The organism is Oleiphilus sp. HI0080 (genome assembly GCF_001635135.1).
Genome location: NZ_LWFU01000635.1, coordinates 1 through 5,173, shown reverse-complemented (window position 1 = coordinate 5,173; position 5,173 = coordinate 1). Strand labels below are relative to the sequence as shown.

The following is a 5,173-nucleotide window of genomic DNA, read 5'->3' as shown; positions in this document are numbered from 1 at the left end:
ATCTACAACTCTTGCAACTCGATTTCAGTTTACTGACTTCGAAAAATACTTCATGTTCCTGATCCATAAGGTACCTAGCATAGCCTCTAAGGCTCCATTGGATATCATGCATATTCAATGGCTTGATAAAATGAATATAAACAATAAACAAATAATTCTTATTGTGGTAATCAGGGATATAAGAGACATTCTAATCTCTAAACACCCGCTTATACCGGACCAATACTTTATTGGATTTGACAACAGTTACTGGCCTAGTGACGAATTTGATAACGAATGGAACTATGTCGCGCCAGGAATCATAGATATTCATAACAAAGTTGTACTATCTAAAACAAATCCAAATGCAGTCATAGTAAAATATGAAGATTTAGTTACATATCCGAACGATATCCAGAAAAAACTAGCAGAAACATTTGACCTTAAATTCGATATTAACTTTGTAGACTACCACACCAAACCAGAACGACTTGCGTATACATATACTGGAAAACATGCTGCGAAGGACCAGAGCCTAGTATTAGAGGGGCAAAAAATATCTAAGAAACTACGAAAATGGGACGACACTAAATACTACAAACGTATTTATGACCAATTCAATCAATGCCCTAAACTATTCGATATTCTAATCCAATACGGATATGAACAAGATGATCAATGGTTTGATAAAATCGAACAGTATATAAAAACCACACAAAGCTAAAGACTTGGCGTGCATCCAAGGACTTTGATCCTAAATGAACAACCAAAATAAATACTCACATAAACTTTGCTCGGTAAACGTGTATCTATGAAAAGCAGACAAGCTAAACAGGGCATTTTATTAGTTGCCAACTGGGACTCTAACGTGGGCTTTGCATGGTGGCTAATGGAAAGTTTTTGGCGAACGATCGCGCTCAAATATAAAGCACGCTTTCATAGCTATCTAGCATACCCAAGCATCAGCACTGTGCCACAAGCAATTGAAACAGCGCCTATTGAGTGCCACACCATTAACTTCACACTCAGTTCTCCCTCAAGCCTTTTTAGGCAACTCTCGTTTATTCGCCAACACAATATAAAAACGATTTATTTTTCAGATCAAAAGGTCGCCCATTGGCGCTATGCGGTGTTTAAGTTATTTGGTGTAAAATACATTATCGTGCACGACCATACACCAGGCGAGCGCTCTAAAAGTGCGGGCTTAAAAGGCTTTTTAAAATCAATCTTGAATAATTCCATACTTAGCGCAACTGCCTTATTTGCAACCAGCGACTATGTAAAAGCCCGCCTTATCGAAACTTATCGTGCCGCTCCATCTAAATGCTACAACATTCCAAACGGCATACCTTACTACGAGGTCAGCAGAGACCGCTCTGTACTAGGCCAGTTTGATATACCGCACGATAGCACTGTGATTATAGGCACAGGTAGGGCAAATAAGTTTAAGGGTATCGACTTTGCTTTAGAGTGCATGGCGCAACTAATTAAGCAAAACCCACCAGGTACAAACCTAGTGTATTTATACTGTGGCGATGGCCCTGATCTCGAGCACTTCAAATATAAAGCAAAGCACTTAGGTATAGAGGGGTATGTTCGCTTCCCTGGAAAGGTTTCAAACTTAGACGATATATGTGCAGCAGCCGACCTTGCATTCCATCCATCTGAAGGAGAGGTAGGCTACTCGTTATCGATTCTTGAGTACATGCGTGCAGGCTTACCCGTTGTTGTGCCGAATAACCCCTCTGTTTGCCTTGCAACTAGCAATGCCGAGACAGGATTAATCTATGAAAGAAGCATAATAGATTCGGCAGTAACAGCGCTATTGCGGCTCGCTACTGACCTAGACCTAAGAAAACACCTAGGTGCAAATGCACAGCGAAGCATAAAAAACCAATACAACTTAGACACAAGCCATGCAAAACTAATTCATGCTTTTGAAGCAGTGCAAAGTGCCTAACTCAACGATGCTTTCGCACTCAGCGATTTATGCTATTGGCAACATTGCGCAAAAAATAGTGAGCATCATTATGCTACCTATCTATACGCAAGTGCTAAGCCCTGCTGACTATGGCGCAGTCGGCCTAATCACTTTTTTTATAGGCCTTGTAGACATCACCCTTGGTGCAAAATTAACACAGGCCGTTCCAAAGTACTTTCATGACTACAGCACTCTAAGAGAAAAAAACAGCGTTGTATTTACCGGCTTTAGCACCACCTTACTTGCCGGTATCATCGCAACACTATTAGTATTCTTCTCACGAGAGGTAACCGCAGATTACCTATTTGAATCATCAGATTTCGCAATCATTATTGGCTTGTTTTCTTTGCTCATTGTCAATCAATCTGCCGAGTACAACGCACTCACTTATATCAGATTGCTTGAACGCCCATGGCTATTCACTGCCATCAGTATCGCTAAACTAATAACCCAACTAACCCTAAACATTTATTTCGTCGTTTATTTAGAGCTCGGCGTATTAGGTGTTGCGTACAGCGCTGCAATTTCAAGTTCGTGTTTCGCCCTCGGTTTAACCCTCTTTACTCTGTCAAAAACGGGCATTGGCTTTGACCGCGACATTGCCATCAAAATGTTCAAATTTTGTTGGCCTTTGTGGATTGGTGCGTTTGCAGCCCTTTATTACGGCTCGTCTAATCGCTACTTCATGAGTGAATTTAGCACACTAGACGATATTGGTTTCTTCGAACTCGCTGTAAAACTCACAATGATAATGTCCATTTTGATTTGGCAACCCTTTAGCCTGATATGGCAATCTGAGCGATTTAAAATCTATAAAATGCCCAATGCGCAAGAAATCTATAAGAAGATTTTTACGTATATTTCGAGTGTACTGTTAGTTGCGGCCTTATCAACCAGCTTATTTGCACTCCCAGTAATTGATATTATGGCGAGTGATGAGTTTCGCCCTGCTACCAAGGTTGTCCCCATACTTGCTTTAACGGTTGTCCTTACATCACTCAATTTCTTTTTTAACTTTAGTTTTTTTGCGACAGAGACAACCAAAATAATTTCACGCAACAACTATATATCGGCAGCATTTATCACCATACCGCTATTATTATTAATTCCAGAGTTTGGTTATATAGGTGCAGCGTTCGCGGCCTTGATTGGAGGGGTATTTCAACTCACTCTTACGGTTTACAGCGGAAAACAGAAGTTTGACATGGGAGTGACTTGGAAGTATTTTTTTCTGGTTTTAGTTATTTGCTTAACAGCTGTACTTATTGATCTGGTGTTCTTAGATAACCTTAGCCTAGTCACCGCAGTTGCGTGCAAAACACTTCTGTTGTCAGTAAGCGTACTTGTTGTTCTTATCGCGATTAGAACCGATAGCATCATACGAGTAGAAACAAACAACCTATTCAACAGGCTTTTCAAAAAATTAAAAGTCAACTAAAGGGGAAATCAACTATTCACCACTTAGGTTGCGGTACTAAAATTGGGAACCCCTCAATAATTGGAAATCTCATCTAGTTCATGGTTTTAAATTTGGGGGATAGGTCAAATCTACTTCTTACTTAGCGGTCGCTACAACTTCGACTAACAAATCTCGCATTTTTGCACCAATGACGCTGTCCGAGAAGTGTGCCTCTACATGGCGACGAGCATTCGACTGTAACCTAGTCCAATCATTAGGTCGACTGAGCAAATCTAACACCGCTTTAAAAATAGCCCTAGATGATCGTTCTTTAATTAATACAGCATTCTGACCGTCATCTACACACTCTGGTATACCACCAACATTCGTTACTATGGGAATCAGACCACTACTTTGAGCTTCTTGAATCACGACACCTTGCGTCTCAGTAAGCCCAGTACTTTTGCTAACTGTACTAGCCAAAATAAATAAATGGCTATCCATATATAATCTAGCCATATCTTCATTCCTAACATTTTCTAAAAATAAAACGTTCTTCTGCAAACCAAGCTTATTTGCCAACCCCCTAAGCCAAGCTTTACCTTTAGGCCCTACACCAACAAGCACCAATTCAACATTAACCCCTATATCTAATAACCGCCTCAAAGCAATTAACGCATACTGTTGCCCCTTCCCCCTATCATAGCGCCCTACGGATATTAAGCGCATCAGCTCACCAGACCTTGGTGCAGAAGGTGGGTAAAAAGGGAAGTCATCTATCGGTAGGCCTTGGGGTAAAACTACCACTTTTTGCTCTGGCGCTCCTAATCCCAGAACCTGCGACTTCGCAAAGTTAGTATTTACGATTATCCTACAAGCATATTCATACAGTATTTTTCTTTTATCAAAAGCCAACTGACTAACTCCTGCTGGCTGTAACCCATGAAACGTCAATACAACAGGAATATTCTTAGCTTTAGCGAATGACAAAAATTCATATGTCGATGCCTCACTATGTCCATGAATGATGGATACATCGAAAAATAAACGCTCATTTACCATGAAGTGGCAAAACTTAAGCAGATCAGCCACAGATAGGCTTTTTCGATGCTGCCCACTTCGTAAACATTCAAAGAGAATACTGAGGTTCTTAAAAGGATGAGCCATTACTAAACTTAAAGCATTCTCCTTATTTAACAGCGCAAACGGCAAAATGTATTTTTTTAAACCTAGAGTATCGATTTTTTTGCTGTGAACAGTCGATGCAAAATTTTTTGTATAAATCGCAAAGGACAGGTTGTTTCGAAGTAACTGAACGAGGTATGTATCCATCCAAGGTTGGTTTACAGTCGGAAATCTCGGGGCGATAACTAAAATTTTTCCTTCCAATACTTGATTCCTTTAACTTAAAAAAACATCTAGATTATGACGATAAAACTAGAGACTGACCACGCTACGCAACACAGTAATCGTATAACAATTCAACTCGAACTGAATCGACGGGGCTTAACTAGACAGTTTTCGTTTGAGTTCTTCCTGTTTCTCGACAGTATTCTTCGGTATAAACTGGGGTATAATTGCGCAGTGCGTAATACTCAAAGTATTAATCTTAAGGTCTCATAATACAATGTCATTAAAGCATTTAATAAAAAATGCCCTACATAGCGTAGGAATAGATATTTCTAGGGTAAGTGAAAATAAGCCTCCGCCTGTTTTAGATGACCTCCGGGAAACGATACACAAACAAAACATTGGTCGCCCTTCTGCTCATAACACCCCTATAAACAAATGTCGCACTGTAAGCGGACTATCGT

At 40.1% G+C, this 5,173-nt stretch carries 4 protein-coding genes; 3 read left to right on the top strand and 1 reads right to left on the bottom strand.

Annotation, left to right across the window (positions count from 1 at the left end):
* From A3751_RS13905 to A3751_RS13895, 3 genes are all read left to right on the top strand, one after another.
* A partial coding sequence (locus A3751_RS13905) for a hypothetical protein (RefSeq protein WP_231876896.1) occupies positions 1–703 on the top strand: 703 nt, incomplete at its 5' end.
* Positions 704–790: 87 nt separating this feature from the next.
* Entirely contained in the window at positions 791–1,939 is a 1,149-nt protein-coding gene (locus tag A3751_RS13900; protein ID WP_068457122.1) for a glycosyltransferase family 4 protein, read from the top strand.
* On the top strand, positions 1,932–3,398 hold the full coding sequence (locus tag A3751_RS13895) for a lipopolysaccharide biosynthesis protein (RefSeq protein WP_068465361.1): 1,467 nt from the start codon (positions 1,932–1,934) through the stop codon (positions 3,396–3,398). Before A3751_RS13900 ends, A3751_RS13895 begins: the two co-directional genes overlap by 8 nt.
* Before the next feature lie 117 nt (positions 3,399–3,515).
* On the opposite strand, the gene A3751_RS13890 is transcribed toward A3751_RS13895, so the two are convergent.
* Entirely contained in the window at positions 3,516–4,748 is a 1,233-nt protein-coding gene (locus A3751_RS13890) for a glycosyltransferase family 4 protein (RefSeq protein ID WP_068457116.1), read from the bottom strand.
* Positions 4,749–5,173 lie beyond the last annotated feature (425 nt).

Bases quoted from the DNA above. Each gene is read 5' to 3' on its own strand.
- A3751_RS13900 (WP_068457122.1), top strand. From the start codon at position 791: ATGAAAAGCAGACAAGCTAAACAGGGCATTTTATTAGTTGCCAACTGG.